At 36.1% G+C, this 266-nt stretch carries 1 protein-coding gene; it reads right to left on the bottom strand.

Annotated elements, in window-relative coordinates; translation table 11 throughout:
* A partial coding sequence (locus C1E99_RS00050; protein WP_172100196.1) for a transposase occupies window positions 1–152 on the bottom strand: 152 nt, incomplete at its 3' end.
* Window positions 153–266 lie beyond the last annotated feature (114 nt).

Genomic DNA, 266 nt, shown 5'->3' with positions numbered 1-266 from the left:
ACGCCTTTGTATTGACATAGATGACGGAAAATATCAATTAAGTCCTGCCTAATTTTGTAGTAAATGGACTTTCTCCGGTACTTAGGTGTGAAAACTATGTGATATTTGCACATCCATTTGGTATGTGATAAACTGTAACTGGTTTTAGCCATTTCTTTTTCCTCCTTTATCTAACCTGAACAATTAGATTATAACAGGAAAAAGAAATGGAAGCTCAAAGCCTTGTCAGCCACCAGCATAGCTGGTGGTTTTCTTGTTTTTCTCTA

The organism is Streptococcus suis, assembly GCF_002964045.1.
GTDB classification, from domain to species: Bacteria; Bacillota; Bacilli; order Lactobacillales; family Streptococcaceae; genus Streptococcus; species Streptococcus suis_U.
This window is presented reverse-complemented; position numbering and strand designations above follow the sequence as displayed.